The sequence below is a fragment of the Phreatobacter aquiterrae genome (assembly GCF_053471285.1).
In genome coordinates, this window is sequence record NZ_JBJPHW010000006.1 from 1 (window position 1) to 19,084 (window position 19,084).

Below are 19,084 nucleotides of genomic sequence, written 5' to 3' on the forward strand. Positions count from 1 at the left end.
GCGCCGGCCTCCTGCTCCTTCAGCATCCCGATGATCTGTTCTTCCGTGAACCGCGAGGGTCGCATCGTCCGTCTCCATGGTCGACGGACTCTACCCAAATCTGGAGGAGGTTCAGGGGCTCAGGTCAGGGCCACTACATGCGGAGGATTTTGTTGTTCGGGATGATGGAGTTTGCCGGCTGAACCCTCAGCTCGCTCGGCTGGTGTTGGGAGTAGTCAAAGCAAAATAAAATCAGATATATTACAGCTATTCCTCTCCACCACGTAATGCCATTTCGGGCGTTCCAAAAATAGCCTTTTGGCTGAGGGCGTCCTTTGTTTACATTCGTCAATGGTCCAACAAGTCCGCTTGACCAGTTATTGTGCGCGCATCACGGCGAGCGTAGGTCAGTGCCTCTTGCATCTTTCCCAGAACATAGTTTGCACCAGTACGAGACGCGTCGCCGTAACCTGGGTGTGCGCGCAGGGCCTCATACTGTCGCCTTATGTATGCCTCGAACTCAACAACCACTCGCACTTGCTGTGACAGGTAGGTTTGACCGGTGCGATTTTCGATCTGCATAAGGTCAAAAATTCGCGCAGACATAGATTTGTCGTTGACCGGCGTGGTCGGAAGAATGGCTGATAAATATTCCACTCTCGATGACAATATTCGCATATGCGCCCAGCCCGACGAGGTGGCTTTGAGGCTATCCTGAGGCCGTATAACTAGGGTTGATGATGTGTCAACCTCAATCAATCCTTTTTCCAAGCAGAATATTGCAGCTGCCATGACGTCATTTGCCACAAATCCCATCACGCCAAGATCGTCCAGTACTCTCCTCACTGCAACAAATCCCATTTGACCATTGTCACCGCGCACCTTTCGAAGGCTGATTAAGTGGAAGAGGATTTCTGAGATAAGCAAATTGTTGGGCCGCTCCCATCGGCTATCGCCATTGAAAATGTTTGCGACAAAACCGGCATAATGATTGAAGAATCTATAGTCCTGTCTCATCAGAGCTCTGACAATCCTGTATTCTGGAAATGATCTATATGTGCCGCCTTGCGCGATCGATGCAATTATATCCTCCGGCATATGCCCTGAGGTAATTATTGCGTTGAACATATCGAGAGCTCTACGAACATTGCGGCCTGCCAAAGCCTCTAGTACGCGAGATATATTGTTAGAACGCTGAAATAGTTCAAAATAGATAGCTCTTAGGAATTCTCCAGCTCGACTTTTTGGGTAGCTAAATGTGATGCCTGATCGTGACTGGAATTTTATCTGCTCTGGAGCCTCGGACGACAGAGCTTCCAAGCTAAGCTCTAATCTCTTTTTTACAACATCCACAAACCGCGGCGGGCTTATATTGAATATTTGCCCAGTTTTATATGTATCAAGGGGCGGTGAATTCTTAAAAGACTCGAAGGTTGAGTCGCGCATCTGAAGCACAACAAGGCATCTGGTTTGATCCATGAACCATAGTGCCGTCTGAAACGCAGCGAGTTGTGCGGCCGGTTCCCGGCGGTCAACGTTGTCGAACACAACAATCAGATTCTCACCACGGTCGCCTTGGAGATATCTGGATATTCCTCTTGTGAGCCTTGCGGCGTCCTGCCGCCACTGTTCAATATCACGGGCGCGCTCCAGTTCCCCACGACCTGCGCCGATCGAGTTCATTCTTTGATAATATGCGCTGCGATCAGCCAAGTCGTCCGCGAATACGCGTTCTTGGTCCGCGGCGTCCCTCAGGTTCACAGGAGCGCCCTCCTCCTGGATGCTCTTGGCGAATTGGGCACAAACCCAGTCTTGCCATTGAAGAAAGTCTTCGGGGGCTGAATTGAAATCCAGAAAGGCCCAATGATTTCGCCCGGCTAAGGCGGAAGGTTGTAAGAATTCCTTGTACCGACGAGCGAACAATGACTTACCAACGCCGACGCCACCCGTAATTATTTGAAGGTCTCCGGTTGGAGGCTTGGACCGATCAAAAGTGGATAGCCGATTTGATATGCTGTCAGACTTGCGCTTAGATGTGGTGACCTCAAGCCGCCTTTTGGCTCGCGAAAGTCGGTCCTTCAAGAACGATTCAAGTATACGATCGTAGCTTGTAACCTCGTTTGATGAAATGTACGCGCGACCATATATATCCGGATCGGTCGTTTGGTCGCGAGAAGAGAAGTACCTTCGTAGGATGGGAGATATGTCGGCTGCGAAGGAATTGGGTTCTATCCTTGATCCGATCTGTGTAGGACCGGCGCCCTGATTGAAGGGGCGCTTGAAATCGCTGAATCGAAGGGCTTGGCTGGCGTTATCAGCAAGAATATCGAGAGTCTTAGTGCCCAAGAGCGCGATAAGTTTGTCGAGTGCGTTCGACCCAGGAGATAGTTCACCAAGGGACACTATTAGTTCTGGTTCCGCATCCCACTTTCCAGCCAAGACATTTTGACCATTGGTGGCGAGGATGCGACAACAAGGGTTAATACCGCTTGGAAAGTTGCGATTAATTTCTAGAGCATAGAGTCGTGCTTCTGCGTATGCGAGGGTGACATCGGCCGAAGGTGCCTTTGCTTCAATCACTGCGACTGGAAGTGACTTCTTATGGATGGTGAAGTCTGGAACGTAGCCAACCTTGCGCTTTTGACCCTTCCCAATATCCCTTGCAGATATTTGCTCCTTGCTTCGGATGTCCTCGATAGGAATGGCTAGAGTCTCGCTCCGGGTAAGAAGCGGTATGATCGCTCGAATCTCGACGTCGGCCTCTGTGGTGCCATCTGAAATCACAGACACGTTCCGTCTCCCGTCCGCCAGGTTGAGAGTAGCCTGCCTGAGCAATTGCTCGACTTCAATGTCTTGAATGGGGCTGCTGAAGGCGGTTCGTAATGTGGTCTCGCACCAGTTGGTGTAACTGGTATTCAGTCTCGTACTTGATCATTCATACCCCAACCGCCGCTTGGTCGAAAACGGCTCGTGCCGCATCTCGTCGCAATACCCCGGCGAGAACAAAAATAGAACTTGCGAATGAGAACAAACCATGTACGGTCGTTTTACCACAGGTTTCGGCCATCAGGCCTTGCCAGCACAGGGGAGCTACCGCCATGAGTCAGGCCGCACTGCGACTCGTCGAAGGTTCATCCATGGACAAGACCAAGGCGCTTGACGCCGCTCTCTCCCAGATCGAGCGCGCCTTCGGCAAGGGCTCCATCATGCGGCTCGGCAAGAACGAGAAGCTGGTCGAGATCGAGACGATCTCGACCGGCTCGCTCGGCCTCGATATCGCCCTCGGCATCGGCGGCATGCCGCGCGGGCGCGTCGTGGAGATCTACGGCCCGGAGTCCTCCGGCAAGACGACGCTGGCGCTGCACACCATCGCCGAGGCGCAGAAGACCGGCGGCGTCTGCGCCTTCATCGACGCGGAACATGCGCTCGACCCGGTCTATGCCCGCAAGCTCGGCGTCAACCTCGACGACCTGCTGATTTCGCAGCCCGACGCCGGCGAGCAGGCTCTGGAGATCTGCGACACGCTGGTGCGCTCCGGCGCCATCGACGTGGTGGTGGTCGATTCGGTCGCCGCGCTGACCCCGCGCGCCGAGCTCGAGGGCGAGATGGGCGACAACCAGCCGGGCATGCAGGCCCGCCTGATGAGCCAGGCGCTGCGCAAGCTGACCGCCTCCATCTCCAAGTCCAAGACCATGGTGATCTTCATCAACCAGATCCGCATGAAGATCGGCGTCATGTACGGCTCGCCGGAGGTGACCACCGGCGGCAATGCGCTGAAGTTCTACGCCTCCATGCGCCTCGACATCCGCCGCATCGGCGCGATCAAGGACCGCGAGGAGGTGGTCGGCAACCAGACCCGCGTGAAGGTGGTGAAGAACAAGCTGGCGCCGCCGTTCAAGCAGGTCGAGTTCGACATCATGTATGGCGAGGGCGTCTCCAAGATGGGCGAGCTCATCGACCTCGGCGTCAAGGCCGGCGTCGTGGAGAAGTCCGGCGCCTGGTTCTCCTACGACAGCCAGCGCGTCGGCCAGGGCCGCGAGAACGCCAAGGCCTTCCTCAAGCAGAACCCCGACATGGCCGCCAAGATCGAGGCTGCCATCCGCCAGAACGCCGGACTCATCGCCGAGAAGATCCTCGGCGAGGTCGAGCCGGACGGCGACGCCGACAGCCCGGACTGAGAGCTGGCGCAGCCGCCGCACGCGACGAAGGCCGGGTTCGCCCGGCCTTTTGCGTTGCGGGCGGGAGGGGTCGCTTCCGGTCTGGCGTGGGACGATGAGCGGCGGGGCGATGCGTCCTCGCGTCGAAACCGGTTTCCTTGCGCGAAAAATGTTCTAGAACACCCGCCGACCAGACTTCAGGCCGCTCCCTGCACAGGGCCCGGCCGCAACCCATCAGTTCGGGCCATGACCGGCGTCAACCAGATCCGCAAGACCTTCCTCGATTACTTCGCCAGGAACGGCCACGCCGTGGTGGAGAGTTCGCCGCTCGTTCCGCGCAACGATCCGACGCTGATGTTCGCCAATTCCGGCATGGTGCAGTTCAAGAACGTCTTCACCGGCGTCGAGAAGCGGCCCTATTCGACGGCGACGACGGCGCAGAAATGCGTGCGGGCGGGCGGCAAGCACAACGACCTCGACAATGTCGGCTACACCGCGCGCCACCACACCTTCTTCGAGATGCTCGGCAACTTCTCGTTCGGCGACTATTTCAAGGACCAGGCGATCGAGCATGCCTGGAACCTGATCACGAAAGAGTACGAGCTGCCGGTCTCGCGCCTGCTGGTCACCGTCTTTTCCGAGGACGACGAGGCGCACCGGCTGTGGAAGTCGATCGCCGGCCTGCCGGATTCGAAGATCATCCGCATCCCCACCTCCGACAATTTCTGGCGCATGGGCGACACCGGACCCTGCGGCCCCTGCTCGGAGATCTTCTACGACCACGGCGAGGCGATCTGGGGTGGCCCGCCCGGCTCCCCCGACCAGGATGGCGACCGCTTCATCGAGATCTGGAACCTCGTCTTCATGCAGTATGAGGAGCAGGCCGGCGGCATCCGCACCGACCTGCCGCGCCCCTCCATCGACACAGGCATGGGCCTCGAGCGCATCTCGGCCGTGCTCCAGGGCACCCATGACAACTACGAGATCGACCTGATGCGCGCGCTGATCGGTGCGAGCGCGGTCGAGACCGGGGTCGAGCCGGACGGCGCCCACAAGGTGTCGCACCGGGTCATCGCCGACCATCTGCGCGCCGCCTCCTTCCTGGTCGCCGACGGCGTCCTGCCGTCCAACGAGGGCCGCGGCTATGTCGTGCGCCGCATCATGCGCCGCGCCATGCGCCACGCCTCGCTGCTCGGCGCCAAGGAGCCGCTGATGCACAAGCTCGTGCCCACCCTGGTGCGCGAGATGGGGCAGGCCTATCCGGAACTGGTGCGCGCCGAGGCGCTGATCGGCGAGACGCTGAAGCTTGAGGAGACGCGCTTCCGCAAGACGCTGGAGCGCGGCCTGTCGATCCTCGACACCGAATCCGCGGACTTGAGCGAGGGCGCGACCTTCTCCGGCGAGACGGCCTTCACCCTCTACGACACCTACGGATTCCCGCTGGATCTGACGCAGGACGCGCTGCGCCCGCGCGGCATCGCTGTGGACACCTCCGCCTTCGAGGCGGCCATGCAGCTCCAGAAGCAGAAGGCGCGCGCCGCCTGGGCGGGCTCCGGCGAGGCCGCCACCGACACCGTCTGGTTCGCGGTGAAGGAGAAGACGGGCGCCACCGAATTCCTCGGCTATGACACCGAGACGGCCGAGGGGCAGGTCCTCGCCATCCTGAGGGACGGGGCGGAGGTCGCGGGCCTCGAGGCCGGCGAGACCGGCCTCGTCGTCGTCAACCAGACGCCGTTCTACGGCGAGTCCGGCGGCCAGCAGGGCGACCGCGGCACGCTGTCCGGCGAGGGGGTGACGGCCACCGTCACCGACACGCAGAAGAAGCTCGGCGACCTTTTCGTTCACGCCGTCACCGTCGGCGAGGGGCGCCTTGCCGTCGGCCAGGCGGTGCAGCTCGACGTTGACCACGCGCGCCGTGCGGCGATCCGCTCGAACCATTCGGCGACCCATCTCCTGCACGAGGCGCTGCGGCAGGTGCTCGGCGACCATGTCGCGCAGAAGGGCTCGCTGGTTGCCCCCGACCGCCTGCGCTTCGACTTCTCGCATCCCAAGCCCATCCCGGACGAGGACCTCGCCCGCGTCGAGGACATCGCCAACCGGGTGCTGCTCGCCAATGCGCCGGTCGTGACCCGGCTGATGGGGCAGGAGGAGGCAGTCGCCTCCGGCGCCCGCGCCCTGTTCGGCGAGAAATACGGAGACGAGGTGCGCGTCGTGTCCATGGGTCCCGCGCCCGAAGGGTCGAAGGCCTCCGGCTGGTCGGTCGAACTGTGCGGCGGCACCCATGTGGCGCGCACCGGCGACATCGGCCTCGTCACCGTGGTGGGCGAGGGCGCGGTCGCGGCCGGCGTACGCCGCCTCGAGGCCATGACCGGCGATGCGGCGCGGCGGCATCTCGCCACGCAGGCGCGGCGTCTTGAGGCTGTCGCCGACCTGGTCAAGACCTCGGTGGCCGACGTCGAGGCGCGTATCGAGGCCCTCGTCGAGGACCGCCGCAGGCTGGAGCGCGAACTCGCCGAGGCGAAGAAGAAGCTCGCCATGGGCGGCGGCGCCGCCGGCGGAGCGGACCCGGTGAAGACGGTCGGCAGCGTCAGGCTGCTCGCCAGGAGCGTCACGGGCATCGACATGCGCGACCTGAAGGGCCTCGCCGATGCCGGCAAGGCGCAGGTCGGCTCTGGCGTGGTCGCCATCGTCGGCGTTTCCGACGACGGCAAGGCCGGCATCGTCGTCGGCGTGACGGCCGACCTGACCGGCAAGCTGAACGCCGTCGACCTCGTGCGCGTCGGCTCCGAGGCGCTCGGCGGCAAGGGCGGCGGCGGGCGGCCCGACATGGCCCAGGCCGGCGGTCCGGACGGCACGAAGGCCGATGCGGCGCTTGCCGCCATCGAGGCCGCCGTCGCTGCGGCCTGACGCACATCGTGCCGTCGTGCGCCGCCCGCGTTGACGGGCGGGCGCGCGGCTTGTCACAGTCGCGCCTTCGGCTCCTCCTGCACGGGAGCGGGGGAATCATCATGCCAGCGGCCACAATGCGACACCGCGTCCACGAGGTGCTCGACAAGGGCCTGTCGGGTTCGGCGCTGGCCGACGTCGTCCACGCCACGCTGATCGGCCTTATCCTCCTCAACGTCCTCGCCGTGATCCTGGAATCGGTGCCGTGGATCGCCGATCGCTACGGCGCGGTCTTCACGGCCATCGAACTCGTTTCCACCCTGATCTTCACCGCCGAATACGCCGCGCGGCTGTGGACAGCCCCGGAGCATCCGCTCCTGGCGGGGATGACGCCGCTGCGCGCCCGGCTGCGCCATGCTGTCTCTTTCGCGCTGGTCATCGACCTCCTCGCGATCCTGCCCTTCTATCTCAACCTGATCCTCGGCATCGACCTCAGGTTCCTGTTGCTGCTGCGGCTCGTCCGCTTCTTCAAGCTGGCGCGCTATTCCCCCGGCTTCACCAGCCTGGTGGAGGCGCTGTGGAGCGAAAGGCGGGCGCTCGGCGCCTCGCTCATCATCTTTCTCGGCGCGCTCGTCATCGCCGCGGCGGCGATGCGGCTCGCCGAACAGGACGCCCAGCCCGACAAGTTCGCCACCATTCCCGACGCCCTGTGGTGGGCGGTCATCACGCTGACCACGGTCGGCTATGGCGACGTCTATCCGGTCACGTCGGCCGGCAAGGTCATCGCCGGCATCACCGCCGTCACCGGCATTGCCATGCTGGCCCTGCCGGTCGGCATCATCGCCACCGCCTTCGCCCGCGAGATCCAGCGGCGCGACTTCGTGGTGACCTGGAGCATGGTCTCCAGCGTGCCGCTGTTCTCCGGGCTCGACGCGGCCTCGGTCGCCGACGTGATGCGGACGCTGAAGAGCGTCACCTACGAGCCGGGATCGGTCATCTGCCGCGCCGGCCAGCCGGCACGCTCGATGTTCGTGGTCGCCGAGGGGGAGGTGATCGTGGAGACCGATGACGGGCCGATCGGGCTCGGCCCCGGCCAGTGTTTCGGCGAGAGCGCGGTCCTGAACCGCGTGCCGCTGGAGGCCACCGTCCACGCCGCCCACCGCGCCAAGGTACTGATGCTGGATGCCGAGGACCTGCATCACCTCATGTCGGTGCGGCCCGCCATCGCCGTGGTCATCGCAGGCCAGGTCCAGAGCGTGCCGGAGGGTGAGCCGCAGGAGGGATGAGCCCCTCGTGGCGCGGCTAGAATGATCCCTGCCGCCCGGCCGCTCAGAAGATCTTGCGGTACTGGATGAAGCCTGACCTGTCGGCGATGCGGTCGTAGAGCAGCATCGCGGTCCGGTTGGTCTCCTGCGTCAGCCAGTGGACGCGGCCGGCGCCCTTTTCCTTCGCGATCTCATAGACCTTCTCGATCAGGGCGCGGCCGGCGCCGGTGCCGCGCACCCTCGGATCGACGAAGAGGTCCTGCAGGTAGCAGTAGTCCTGAACCGTCCAGCAGGAGCGGTGGAGGATGGCGTGGACGATGCCGACCATGCGCCCCTCGTGGAAGGCGCCATAGGCCCACATGGGCTCCTTCGAATCATGGAAGCGCGCCCAGGTCACGTCCGTCGTCGCGGCGGGGATGTCGACCTCGTAGAAGGCCTGGTAGCCACGCCACAGCGGCTCCCATTCGGCGCGGTCGGCGGGGGTCAGTTCGCGGGTGATCAGGGCCATGGCATTCTCCTTGGGTCCGAGTGTGCCGATGGCGGCCGCCCCGTCCAGAGCCGTCTCGTCATCGCCGCCATCACCGGACGCGATCGATCATTCACGCTGCAGGTGGGGAAACCTGTTCTTAAGGGTCCGGACGTGATGATGGGTCAGGAAAGGATTTCCGCCATGGTCTCCAGTCTCGGCCCGAGCGCCTGGGACACGATGCAGTCGTTCCGCACCAGCCGCAGCTACGGCGCGGCGCAGGGGCTCGCGAACTCGTCCGCCATGACCAGCCAGATCTTCGGCGTAGACCCCTCCACCAATGCGGCGCTAGCCATCTTCGGGGTCGACACCGCGTCCCACGACAATCTCTTCGCCGCCACCAACGAGGGCCTCGAGGCCTCGATGACCCTCGCCATGGCGCGGGCGTCCTGGGCGAGGGACACGCCGTCCAAGGCCGACGAGGTGACGACGAAGGCGCTCGGCGGCGGCGGGCTGGGCGACATCTTCGACTTCTTCGCCTGAGGGTGGGCGCAGGGACAATCTCGTATCGGCCCATTACACCCTGCATCACCGAAGTGAGTCCTTCGAGGCTCGCCGCCGGACGATGCCGAGGCATCGCCGGGGCGCGCACCTCAGGATGAGGAGGATGGTGGATGGCACCACCGTCCTCCGAGACCTTGAGTGTTTTGCACCTGTCGCTGATGCCGATCACCACCCCCCTCATCCTGAGGTGCGAGGGCTTTCGGCCCGAGCCTCGAAGGACGCACTCGGCTCATGCAGGGCACACGGTCGCCCCGTCTCAGGCGGCCAGAGATCGGCACCCGAAACGACGAGGCCGCCCGGATCGCTCCGGACGGCCTTTTTTGCCTGATGCCGCCGGCGGACCGGCGGTGCAGGGGCGATGTCAGTTCCACTTGCCCATGGCGGCGGAGAGGTTCTCCGAGACCTTGTCGAGGAAGCCGGTGGTGGAGAGCCACTTCTGGTCCGCGCCGATGAGGAGGGCGAGGTCCTTGGTCATGTAGCCGCTCTCGACCGTGTCGACGCAGACCTTCTCCAGCTCGTCGGCAAAACGCTTCAGTTCGGGGTTGTTGTCGAGCTTGGCGCGATGGGCGAGGCCGCGGGTCCAGGCGAAGATGGAGGCGATGGAGTTGGTCGAGGTCTCCTTGCCCTTCTGGTGCTCGCGGTAGTGGCGGGTGACGGTGCCGTGGGCGGCCTCGGCCTCGACGGTCTTGCCGTCGGGGGTGAGCAGCACCGAGGTCATGAGACCCAGCGAGCCGAAGCCCTGCGCCACGATGTCCGACTGCACGTCGCCGTCGTAGTTCTTGCACGCCCAGACATAGCCGCCGGACCACTTCAGCGCCGAGGCGACCATGTCGTCGATCAGGCGGTGCTCGTAGTGGATCTTCTTCTTGTCGAACTCGGCCTTGAACTCGGCGTTGAACACCTGCTGGAAGATCTCCATGAAGCGGCCGTCATACTGCTTCAGGATGGTGTTCTTGGTCGACAGATAGACCGGGTAGCCGCGGGCGAGGCCGTAGTTGAACGAGGCGCGGGCGAAGTCGCGGATCGAGTCGTCGAGGTTGTACATCGCCATGGCGACGCCGGAGCCCGGAGCCTTGAAGACCTCGCGCTCGATGACCTTGCCGTCGTCACCGACGAACTTGATGGTCAGGGTGCCGGCGGTGGGGAACTTGAAATCGGTGGCGCGATACTGGTCGCCGAAGGCGTGGCGGCCGACGACGATCGGCTGGGTCCAGCCGGGGACGAGGCGCGGCACATTCTTGCAGATGATCGGCTCGCGGAAGATGACGCCGCCGAGGATGTTGCGGATGGTGCCGTTCGGCGACTTCCACATCTCCTTCAGGCCGAACTCCTTCACACGGCCCTCGTCGGGGGTGATGGTGGCGCACTTCACGCCGACGCCATGCTTCTTGATGGCGTTGGCCGAGTCGATCGTGACCTGATCGTTGGTGGCGTCGCGGTGCTCGACGCCGAGGTCGTAATATTCGAGGTTCACGTCCAGATAGGGGTGGATGAGCTTCTTCTTGATGAGGTCCCAGATGATGCGGGTCATCTCGTCGCCGTCGAGCTCGACGACTGTGCCCGCGACCTTGATCTTCGACATGGTCGGCCTGCTTGAGAGCGCTGGAGCAGAGGGGACTCAGCCTCGGTGCATCCGGACATGCGCTCTGTGAGCCCGGGCCCCCGCGACTGGCGCGCGCCTCATAGCAGAGGCGCGGGCGGGGGGTAAGGGAGAAGAAGGGAGGGGGCGCCCCGCGATGCTGCCTCCCGCGAATGGCGGCTGCCCGGGACGGTCGCGATGGGCTATGCGGGGCGACCGCGCTTTGCCCCTTGCGAAACGGCCAGCCCCACTCCGCCATGCAGACCTTCGCCGCCCTCCTGCTCGCCTATGTGCTGTCGATCTTCTTCCGCTCCTTCCTGAGCGTGCTTGCGACGCGGATCATGGCCGACATGGGCATCGGCGCCACCGAATTGGCGGCGATGAGCTCGGCCTGGTTCATCACCTTCGCGCTGATGCAGTTCCCCGTCGGCTGGGCGCTCGACAGCCACGGGCCGCGGCGCACGGTGCTGCCGCTGATGGCGGTGGGCGGCATCGGCGTCGTGCTGTTTCCCTTCGCGCCGAATGCGCTGGTCGGGGCGTTCGCCATGGGCCTGATCGGCGTCGGCTGCTCGCCGGTCTTCATGGGGGCGCTCTATGTCTTCGCCCGCAACCATGCGGCCCACCGCTTCGGCTTGCTCGCCTCCCTCCTGCTCGGTTTCGGCTCGATCGGCAACCTGATCGGCACGACGCCACTGAGCTGGGCGGCGGAAGCCTTCGGCTGGCGGCAGGCGATGATGATCCTGGCGGCGCTCTACGGCATCGCCTTCGTCCTCGCCGTGCTGTTCCTGCGCGACCCGCCGCAGCTCGCCCGGCAGGCCGGCGGCGGCATGCTCGGCGGCCTCGGCCAGGTGATCAGGACGCGCGTGATCTGGTTCTTCGTGCCAGTGGTGCTGTTCAGCTACGCCATCACCGTGACGCTGCGCGGCCTCTGGGTTGCGCCCTATCTGGAACGGGTGATCGGCCTCGACTTGGCGACACAGGGCGAGGTGGCCCTGCTGATGGCGGTGGCCATGACCGCCAGCGCCTTCCTGTTCGGCTGGATCGAGAGCCGCTGGGGCTGGGCCAAGGCGCTCGCGCTCTTCGGCAACCTCGCCATTGCCGTCATTCTTGCGGCGCTTGCCTGGTCGGGCGTGCAATCGGCCTTCTGGGCGGCGGCGGCCTTCGTCGTGCTCGGCTTCTGCGGCTTCAGCTACACGATCCTGATGGCGCACATGCGCCCCTTCTTCCCCGACCATCTCGTCGGCCGCGGCATGACGCTGATGAACTTCCTCTTCATCGGCGGCGCGGCGCTGGTGCAGACCGGCTCGGGCTGGCTGATCGACCAGGGCCGCGCCCAGGGCCTGAGCGAGCCTGAAACCTTCGCCCGCATGCACGGCGTGCTGGCGCTGGTGCTGCTGGTGGCGACGCTGGTCTATGCGCTGACGCCCGCGAGCCCCCGGCGGGGGCGGCGCCCCTGAACCCGCCTCACGCCGCCTTCATCCGCCCGGCCACGACCCGTACCTTGCGGGGCGCGGCGAGCCAGATGGCGGCGGCGGAGACGAGGCTGACGCCGATGCCGATCATGAAGGCGAGGCGGTAGCTGCCGGTGAGGTCATGGATGAGGCCGGTGACATAGGGGCCGGCGGCACCGCCCGAGAGGGCGACGAACATCACCGTGCCGAAGATCGTGCCGAAGTGGCGGCCCTGGAAGATCTCAGCCACCACCGCGCCCATGACCGAGGTCAGGCCATAGCCGAAGAAGCCCTGCACGGCGACCATGACATAGACGAGCAGGAGCGTCGGGGCTGTCTCCAGCGAGATCAGGGCGGCAAAGCACAGGGCGAAGCCGCCGACCGCAATGGTCCAGATCCATTCGCGGCCGATGCGGTCCGACAGCGCGCCGAGGACGATGCCGCCGGGGATTCCGAGCAGGCTGACGAAGCCGAGGGCCCAGGCGGCCGCAGTCGAGCCGAAGCCGATCTCGACGAGGTATTTCGTCTGGTGCACCTGCACGGCGTACCAGACGTAGAGGCCGCCGAAATAGCCGAGGGCCAGCCACCAGAACCGGCCCGTGCGCAGGGCACGCGCCAGCGTCCAGTCGGTGCCGGCCCAGGCGGCGTCGACGATGTTGGAGGGGGGCGGTGCGGCGTTCGGCAGTGGCGTCGCGTCGCCGTCGGGCTCAAGCCCCATGTCCTGCGGCCGCTTGCGCAGCAGGAGGTTGATCGGCGCCAGCACGACGATGAGCAGGATGCCCATGGCGAGGCTCGCCTGGCGCCAGCCGGCGCCGTCGATCATCACCTGCACCCAGGGCAGCAGCGTCACCGAGCCGAGACCGACGCCGGCGAAGGCGATGCCGATGGCAAAGCCGCGCTTGCGGACGAACCAGTTGGGCAGGAACAGCGACTGTCCCGAATAGCCGAGGCAGACCGAGCCGGAGCCGACCAGCACGCCGATGGTCATGTAGAGGTGCCAGGGCTGCGAGGTGAGGGGGGCGAGCAGCAGGCCGCCGCCCATCAGGATGACGCCGAGCTCCATCACGGCGCGCGGACCGGCGCGATCCATCAGCTTGCCCATCAGCGGCGAGAGCGCCGCCGAGACGAGGAAACCGAAGGAAAAGGCGCCGGCGGTGAGGCCGCGGTCCCAGCCGAACTCGTCGATGATCGGCGCATAGAGCAGCGAGAAGGCGGTGCGCGCATTTACGCCGATGCCCATGGTGACGAAGGTCACCGCGACGATGACCCAGCCGTAATAGAAGGGCAGGCGCATGCTTCATTCCTCCCGCGCCGTCTGACGCGGCGTGGCACCATGATGGGCCGGATGACGCGGCCCGCCAATTCCCTCACAGGTCATTTGCCGCTATAGGCCGCAGCCTCCACCAAAGCCGCCGAAAGCCCCGATGTCCGCCTCCGACCCAGTCGTTCCGCCCCCGGGCAGCCCCGTCGTCGTTCTCGTCGAGCCGCAGATGGCGGAGAACATCGGCACGACGGCGCGCGCCATGGCGAATTTCGGCCTGTCGCGGCTGCGGCTGGTCGCCCCCCGCGACGGCTGGCCGAATGCCCGCGCCTATCCGGCCGCCTCGGGGGCCAACCGCATCCTCGACGAGGCGGAGCAGTTTTCGACCTTCGAGGAGGCGATCTCCGATCTCACCTATAGCTATGCCGCGACGGCCCGGCCGCATGACCAGGTGAAGCCGGTGCTCGGACCGCGCGAGGCGGTGGCGAGCCTCCTTCCGCGCGTCGCCGCGGGCGAGACTGTCGGCGTCGTCTTCGGCCGCGAGCGCAATGGCCTGCTGGCGGGGGAGGTGGCGCTCGCCAACGCCATCCTGACCTATCCGGTGAACCCTGCCTTCTCCTCGCTCAACCTCGCCCAGGCGGTGCTGGTGCTCGGCTACGAATGGTTCTCGCAGGCCCATGGCGCGGTGCTGCCGCATCAGGGCGAGGAGCGCTCCGAGCCGGCCTCCAAGGCCCATATGCTCGCCTTCTTCTCGTCCCTCGAGCGGGCGCTCGATCGGGCCGAGTTCTTCCGCCCGCCGGAGAAGCGGGAGGGCATGGTGATCAACCTGCGCAACATCTTCCAGCGCATGCAGCCGACGAAACAGGATGTGGCGACGCTGCACGGCGTGGTGACGGCGCTGGCCGAGGGGGCCAAGGGCCCGGCCCGCGGCGCGACGCTCACCCCGGATGGGGCGGAGGCGCTGCGCAACTTCCTTTCCGACTCGACCAAGGGCCTCACCGGTGGCACGGCGCCGATCCGCGGCATCTCCCGCCTCATCCGCCGCAACCCGACGGAGGCGGAGAAGGCCCTGTGGGAGGTGCTGGTGAAGGACCGCCGCTTCGCCGGCCGCGGCTTCAAACGCGCCGTGCCGATCGGACCGCATGTCGCCGACCTCGTCTCCTTCGACGAGCGGGTGGTGATCGACTTCGAGCCGCACACGCAAGGCGACGAGGCCGCCGAGCGGCGAACCGAGAAGCGCGCCTGGCTCACCGAACGCGGCTACCGCATCATCGTCATGGAAGCGCGCAGGGTGGAGGCCGATCCCGCGGCCGCACTGGACGAGCTTGAGGGACTGCTGAAGCCGGGTGCCCAGACCCCGCGGCCCTGAACCTCCTGTTAACGGTGACGCCGGAAAGCCGGCAAAATCTGCCGACAATTGGCGGAAAGTCCTGCATTTCGGGGGAGTTATTCACCAGATTTTCAACGGTAATTGGCCAGAATTTCCGCGGTTTGAGGGGGAGTTCGGGTCGTGTCCAGCCAGTTCCAGCCACCGGGCATCGTCTCCCGGCTGCGGCAGACCCTGTCGCGTTTCCGCCGCCATCACGCTGGCGGCGTTGCGATCATCTTCGCCTTCTCCGCCCTACCGCTGATGGGCGTCACCGGTTCGGCCATCGACTATTCGTTTGCCAGCCGCTCGAAGGCCCATATCGATGCGGCCGCCGACATCGCGGCTCTCACCGGCGTCAAGATTTCGGGCACGGTTCCGCTGGCGTCCGTGGCGCGCTCCAATGCCCTGAACAGCTTCACCGCAAACTACGGGACCATGCCGCGCGTGACGCTGAACAACGTCGATGTCACCGTCACCGACAACGGGCTGGTCCGCACGTCGGTGGTCACCTACACGGCTTCGGTCCAGACCTCTTTCATGGGGCTCTTCGGGTTCAAATCGATGCAGATCGGCGGCACGGCCCGCGCCACGTCCAGCCTCCCGACCTATATCGACTTCTACCTCTTGCTCGACAATTCGCCGTCCATGGGCATCGGCGCGACGCCGGCGGATGTTGCGACAATGGTCGCGAATACCCCGGACAAGTGCGGCTTTGCCTGCCACGACCTGTCGAACCCGTCCGGCAACTATTACAAGCTTGCCAAGAAGCTGCAGGTCACCATGCGGATCGACGTTGTCAGGCAGGCGACGCAGACGCTGATGGATACGGCCCGCGCCGAGCTGGTCACCACCGGCCAGTTCCGGGCGGCGATCTACACCTACGGTGAATCCTGCACTGTGACCGGCCTGACGCAGGTGTCGGCACTGACGACGAATCTCGCGACGGCCAAGGCCCATGCCAATTCGATCGACCTGATGACGATCCCTTATCAGAACTACAACAACGACCAGTGCACGGATAACACCGGCGCCCTGACGTCGATCAACAAGCTCATCGCGACCCCCGGCGACGGGGCCACGGCGGCGGCGCCGCAGAAGATCCTGATGCTGGTCGCCGACGGCGTGACCGATGCCTATTACCCCAGCACCTGTACGCGCCCGACGGTGAGTGGCGGGCGCTGCCAGGAGCCGCTGAACCCCGCCATCTGCGAGACCATCAAGGCGCGGGGTGTCCGCATCGCGGTGCTCTACACGACCTACCTGCCGCTGCCGACGAACGCCTGGTACATGAGCTGGATCGCGCCGTTCCAGTCGACGATCGGCACGCGGATGCAGAGCTGCGCCTCGCCCGGCCTCTATTTCGAGGTCAGCCCCACGCAGGGCATCACCGAGGCCATGACCGCGCTGTTCCGGAAAGCCATCGCTACCGCCCGCCTCACCCAGTAGGGCCGCAGCGTCACGCCCGCATCGCGATGGTCATGCCGGCCATGACGATGACCATGCCGACCAGTTCCACCGCCGAGGGCCATTCGCCGATCAGGACGGCGCTCGCCGCCGCCGTGATGGCGGGAACCAGCGGCAGGAACAGCGAGGCGCGCGCCGCCCCCAGCGTCTGGTTGGCGCTGGCATAGAGGAAGACCGAGGCGACGCCGACGAGCAGGCCCTGGTAGCCGGCCTGCAGCGCCATGGCGGACAGGCTCGCACCGGCGATCTTCAGCGGCACGGCGAGGGCGAGCAGCGGCAGCACGGCGAGCGACAGGATCGACAGGGAGATGGTGAGGTCGAAGGCGTCCGCCCCCCACCGCTTCGCCAGGATGCCGAAGATGGCCCACATGGTTGCGGCCAGCACGAACAGCAGGTCGCCGCGCCAGGCGCCCTCCTGGCCGCCCTGGGCGAGACCCTGGCCGGCGAAGAGGCCGATGCCGGTGACGATGAGCACCAGCCCGACGATGCGGCCCACGGGGCTCCTCTCGCCCAGCACGGCATAGGCGATGAGGGCGGTCGCCACCGGGATGAGGCTCGGCGCGATGACCGCCGTGTGCAGTGCCGGGGCGAAGGTGGAGCCACCGACGAGCACGGTGGCGAAGGGGGCGCCGGCGAACAGGGTGAGGATCAGCGCGCGACGCCAGCCGAGGCGGCCGACGGGGAAGGGCTTCAGCCTGGCGATGGCGAAGGGCAGCAGCACGAGGGAGGCGGTGAGGTAGCGCAGGATCGTGACGTCGACCGGGCCGAGACCGTCCGCCACCGACTGGCGGGAGACCACCGCCTGGATGCCCCAGATGAGCGCCGCCCCGGCGCCGCAGGCAAAGCCGAAGAGCGAGCTGCGGGTGGCGGGCAGGGCGGTCGCCGCCGGAACGTCTTTCGCCATGGGTCTCAGCGTCGGTGAACGGCGCCATCCGGCGCGGGCAGGTTCCATGCCCCGCCTCCGCGCCCCGGGCAAGCGCGCCTGAGGCAGGACAGGACCGCGCCCCGCCGCCTTCGGCCCCCGCCGTTCCGCCGATGTTGACCGCGCGCGGCGCGCCGATAGGCTTTCCCATCCGGGGCCGTGGCGCGTGCCGGCCCCTCGCGAGGCGGCACTGCCATGGACATGACGGCCACCGCAGACCCATCGGGAGCGACGTCCCTGCCGCCGGAAGAGGTGGACGTTCTCATCGTCGGCGCCGGCATCTCGGGCATCGGCAGCGCCTGGCACCTGACGCATCAGCTCCCCGGCACGCGCTTCGTCGTGCTGGAGGCGCAGGACGGCTTCGGCGGCACCTGGCGCACCCATCGCTTCCCCGGCATCCGCTCCGACAGCGACCTGCACACCTTCGGCTACAGCTTCAAGCCGTGGACCGGCCCGCCCATCGCCACGGCGGCCGAGATCAAGGCCTATTTGGGCGAGATCATCGCCGAGAACGGCCTCGACGCGCATATCCGCTACGGCCACGAGGTCACCTCGGCCGACTGGTCGAGCGCCGAGGCGCGCTGGACCGTCAGGGTGCGCCGCCGCGACACCGGCGCGGAGGTTGTCTTCACGACCCGTTTCCTGTGGATGTGCCAGGGCTATTATCGCCACGCCGAGGGCCATATGCCGGAATGGCCGGGCATGGCGGATTTCAAGGGTCGGATCGTCCATCCGCAGACCTGGCCGGAGAACCTCGACACGACCGGCAAGCGCGTGGTCGTCATCGGGTCGGGGGCCACCGCCGCGACCCTGGTGCCGGCGCTGGCCGGCCGATGCGCCCATGTCACCATGCTGCAGCGCTCGCCGACCTTCTTCCGCACCGGGCGCAACGCCATCGAGCTCGCCGAGACGCTGCGCCAGCTCCAGATTGACGAAGCCTGGATCCACGAGATCGTCCGCCGCAAGATCCTGTTCGACCAGGACGCCTTCACCCGCCAGACCTACGAGAACCCGGAGAGGGTCAAGGCGGAGCTGATCGGCGCCATCCGCGCCATCATGGGGCCGGACTACGACGTCGACACCCATTTCACGCCGCGCTACCGGCCCTGGCGCCAACGCATCGCCTTCGTCCCCGATGCCGACCTCTTCCATGCGATCAGGCGCGGCGAGGCCTCGGTGGTGACGGACGAGATCGAGCGGTTCACAGCCGGCGGCATCCTTCTGAAGTCGGGGGAGGAGATCGCGGCGGACATCATCGCCACCGCGACGGGCTTCACGCTCAGCGTCATGGGCGACATCCCCTTCAGCCGCGACGGCACGCCCATCGACTTCGCGGAGACGGTGACCTGGCGCGGCGTGATGTTCACCGGCGTGCCGAACCTTGCCTGGGTCTTCGGCTATTTCCGCGCCAGCTGGACGCTGCGCACCGACCTTGTCGCTGACTTCGTCTGCCGGCTCCTGCCGCACATGACGGCGACGGGCGCGCGGATGGTCGAGCCGGTGCTGCCCGAGGAGGCGAAGGGGCTGAATGCCGGGCCGTGGACCGACCCCGAGGACTTCAATCCGGGCTACCTCCTGCGCGACCTCCATCGCCTGCCGAAGACCGGGCCGGGCGAGGCCTGGCGCCACAGCCAGGACTACTGGTCGGACAAGGACAGCTTTCCCGCTATCGATCTCGAGGACGAGGCGTTCGTCTATCGGTGATCGCCCCTCAGGACGAC

At 65.5% G+C, this 19,084-nt stretch carries 13 protein-coding genes; 8 read left to right on the plus strand and 5 right to left on the minus strand.

Translation table 11 applies throughout. The features are described from left to right. Positions 1 to 327: 327 nt before the first annotated feature. A complete protein-coding gene (locus tag ACJ4V0_RS10530) occupies positions 328 to 2,769 on the minus strand; it encodes a hypothetical protein (protein ID WP_448299531.1) in 2,442 nt (813 codons plus the stop codon). A gap of 308 nt (positions 2,770 to 3,077) precedes the next feature. Between ACJ4V0_RS10530 and recA the strand changes: the two genes are divergently transcribed. From recA to ACJ4V0_RS10545, 3 genes are all read left to right on the plus strand, one after another. Next, complete coding sequence (gene recA / locus ACJ4V0_RS10535) at positions 3,078 to 4,157, plus strand: recombinase RecA (protein ID WP_448299532.1); 1,080 nt, start codon at positions 3,078 to 3,080, stop codon at positions 4,155 to 4,157. Between the two features lie 225 nt (positions 4,158 to 4,382). Continuing rightward, positions 4,383 to 7,043, plus strand: coding sequence for an alanine--tRNA ligase (gene alaS / locus ACJ4V0_RS10540; RefSeq protein ID WP_448299533.1), 2,661 nt, complete (start codon positions 4,383 to 4,385; stop codon positions 7,041 to 7,043). Between the two features lie 101 nt (positions 7,044 to 7,144). Further along, on the plus strand, positions 7,145 to 8,308 hold the full coding sequence (locus tag ACJ4V0_RS10545) for a cyclic nucleotide-gated ion channel (RefSeq protein ID WP_448299534.1): 1,164 nt from the start codon (positions 7,145 to 7,147) through the stop codon (positions 8,306 to 8,308). 43 nt (positions 8,309 to 8,351) lie between these two features. Here ACJ4V0_RS10545 and ACJ4V0_RS10550 read toward each other — a convergent pair whose 3' ends face one another. After that, positions 8,352 to 8,795, minus strand: a complete 444-nt coding sequence (locus ACJ4V0_RS10550; RefSeq protein ID WP_448299535.1) for a GNAT family N-acetyltransferase — start codon at positions 8,793 to 8,795, stop codon at positions 8,352 to 8,354. Between the two features lie 162 nt (positions 8,796 to 8,957). Between ACJ4V0_RS10550 and ACJ4V0_RS10555 the strand changes: the two genes are divergently transcribed. After that, positions 8,958 to 9,296 carry a hypothetical protein gene (locus ACJ4V0_RS10555; RefSeq protein ID WP_448299536.1) on the plus strand — a complete coding sequence of 113 codons (339 nt, stop codon included), beginning with the start codon at positions 8,958 to 8,960 and terminating at the stop codon, positions 9,294 to 9,296. A 382-nt stretch (positions 9,297 to 9,678) separates the two neighbouring features. Here the strand turns inward: ACJ4V0_RS10555 and ACJ4V0_RS10560 are convergent, their stop codons facing one another. Next, the gene (locus ACJ4V0_RS10560; protein ID WP_448299537.1) at positions 9,679 to 10,899 is read right to left on the minus strand and encodes an NADP-dependent isocitrate dehydrogenase; all 1,221 of its coding nucleotides are present in this window, start codon (positions 10,897 to 10,899) and stop codon (positions 9,679 to 9,681) included. Between the two features lie 254 nt (positions 10,900 to 11,153). On the opposite strand from ACJ4V0_RS10560, the gene ACJ4V0_RS10565 reads away from it, so the two are divergent. After that, entirely contained in the window at positions 11,154 to 12,353 is a 1,200-nt protein-coding gene (locus tag ACJ4V0_RS10565; RefSeq protein ID WP_448299538.1) for an MFS transporter, read from the plus strand. A 7-nt stretch (positions 12,354 to 12,360) separates the two neighbouring features. Here the strand turns inward: ACJ4V0_RS10565 and ACJ4V0_RS10570 are convergent, their stop codons facing one another. After that, positions 12,361 to 13,641 (minus strand): MFS transporter, encoded by a 1,281-nt coding sequence (locus tag ACJ4V0_RS10570; protein WP_448299539.1) that lies wholly within the window; start codon positions 13,639 to 13,641, stop codon positions 12,361 to 12,363. Between the two features lie 130 nt (positions 13,642 to 13,771). Here ACJ4V0_RS10570 and ACJ4V0_RS10575 point away from each other — a divergent pair, with 130 nt between their 5' ends. Beyond that, a complete protein-coding gene (locus tag ACJ4V0_RS10575; protein WP_448299540.1) occupies positions 13,772 to 14,977 on the plus strand; it encodes a TrmH family RNA methyltransferase in 1,206 nt (401 codons plus the stop codon). A gap of 141 nt (positions 14,978 to 15,118) precedes the next feature. Then, positions 15,119 to 16,423, plus strand: a complete 1,305-nt coding sequence (locus ACJ4V0_RS10580; RefSeq protein ID WP_448299541.1) for a TadE/TadG family type IV pilus assembly protein — start codon at positions 15,119 to 15,121, stop codon at positions 16,421 to 16,423. Positions 16,424 to 16,433: 10 nt separating this feature from the next. Here the strand turns inward: ACJ4V0_RS10580 and ACJ4V0_RS10585 are convergent, their stop codons facing one another. Further along, the gene (locus ACJ4V0_RS10585; RefSeq protein WP_448299542.1) at positions 16,434 to 17,393 is read right to left on the minus strand and encodes a DMT family transporter; all 960 of its coding nucleotides are present in this window, start codon (positions 17,391 to 17,393) and stop codon (positions 16,434 to 16,436) included. A 165-nt stretch (positions 17,394 to 17,558) separates the two neighbouring features. On the opposite strand from ACJ4V0_RS10585, the gene ACJ4V0_RS10590 reads away from it, so the two are divergent. Beyond that, positions 17,559 to 19,067, plus strand: a complete 1,509-nt coding sequence (locus tag ACJ4V0_RS10590) for a flavin-containing monooxygenase (RefSeq protein WP_448299543.1) — start codon at positions 17,559 to 17,561, stop codon at positions 19,065 to 19,067. The last annotated feature ends 17 nt before the right edge of the window (positions 19,068 to 19,084 follow it).

Bases quoted from the DNA above. Each gene is read 5' to 3' on its own strand.
- ACJ4V0_RS10565 (WP_448299538.1), top strand. From the start codon at position 11,154: ATGCAGACCTTCGCCGCCCTCCTGCTCGCCTATGTGCTGTCGATCTTC.
- ACJ4V0_RS10585 (WP_448299542.1), bottom strand. From the start codon at position 17,393: ATGGAACCTGCCCGCGCCGGATGGCGCCGTTCACCGACGCTGAGACCC.
- alaS (WP_448299533.1), top strand. From the start codon at position 4,383: ATGACCGGCGTCAACCAGATCCGCAAGACCTTCCTCGATTACTTCGCC.
- recA (WP_448299532.1), top strand. From the start codon at position 3,078: ATGAGTCAGGCCGCACTGCGACTCGTCGAAGGTTCATCCATGGACAAG.
- ACJ4V0_RS10545 (WP_448299534.1), top strand. From the start codon at position 7,145: ATGCCAGCGGCCACAATGCGACACCGCGTCCACGAGGTGCTCGACAAG.
- ACJ4V0_RS10560 (WP_448299537.1), bottom strand. From the start codon at position 10,899: ATGTCGAAGATCAAGGTCGCGGGCACAGTCGTCGAGCTCGACGGCGAC.
- ACJ4V0_RS10590 (WP_448299543.1), top strand. From the start codon at position 17,559: ATGGACATGACGGCCACCGCAGACCCATCGGGAGCGACGTCCCTGCCG.
- ACJ4V0_RS10550 (WP_448299535.1), bottom strand. From the start codon at position 8,795: ATGGCCCTGATCACCCGCGAACTGACCCCCGCCGACCGCGCCGAATGG.
- ACJ4V0_RS10570 (WP_448299539.1), bottom strand. From the start codon at position 13,641: ATGCGCCTGCCCTTCTATTACGGCTGGGTCATCGTCGCGGTGACCTTC.
- ACJ4V0_RS10555 (WP_448299536.1), top strand. From the start codon at position 8,958: ATGGTCTCCAGTCTCGGCCCGAGCGCCTGGGACACGATGCAGTCGTTC.
- ACJ4V0_RS10575 (WP_448299540.1), top strand. From the start codon at position 13,772: ATGTCCGCCTCCGACCCAGTCGTTCCGCCCCCGGGCAGCCCCGTCGTC.